This is a genomic window from Mesorhizobium sp. M8A.F.Ca.ET.208.01.1.1 (assembly GCF_004791315.1).
Lineage (GTDB): Bacteria > Pseudomonadota > Alphaproteobacteria > Rhizobiales > Rhizobiaceae > Mesorhizobium.
Window position 1 is genome coordinate 1 of record NZ_SRUT01000043.1, and the last position, 506, is coordinate 506.

Annotated in this window: 1 pseudogene; it reads right to left on the minus strand. The window is 59.3% G+C overall.

Annotated elements, in window-relative coordinates:
- Positions 1 to 200: 200 nt before the first annotated feature.
- Positions 201 to 506: pseudogene (locus EN851_RS34185) on the minus strand (gamma-glutamylcyclotransferase); the annotation flags it as partial.

Below are 506 nucleotides of genomic sequence, written 5' to 3' on the forward strand. Positions count from 1 at the left end.
AGGGTGCAGGTCGGAAAAATTGTCGGCATATTGCTCGGAGGACAGCCGGCCGCCGGCAATGCCTTCGATGAAATGACCAGTCGCCATTCCAGTTCCCCTTGTTGTCGTTTTGGGGAAGGCTAGCACGTTTTATTTTTTTATCAATTGGTCAATTTTCGGCCAAGCCAATGTAATGGCTGAGTAAAACATGACAATGAAGCTCATATTATGACCCCCTCGGTAACCTCCGCGGCGTCGTGGCATGTGACCCGGTGGCCGTGGATCGACCGTATCTCGTCCGCCACCAATTCCTGCAGCCGCCACAGATTGCGGTCATGGATGCCGAAGGTCTCGAGATGGCTGACGGTGTTGTAGAGATATTCGGCGCCGGAGCCGACATGGCCGCACGCACGTGCCAGGACCCACGCGACCTTCTCCAGCGGCTGCCCGAGCGACGTCCCCCTGCCGGTCACGCCGACCCAGAAGCCCAGCGCCCGCACCCGACCTTGCGCCGTCCGCACCGGAAC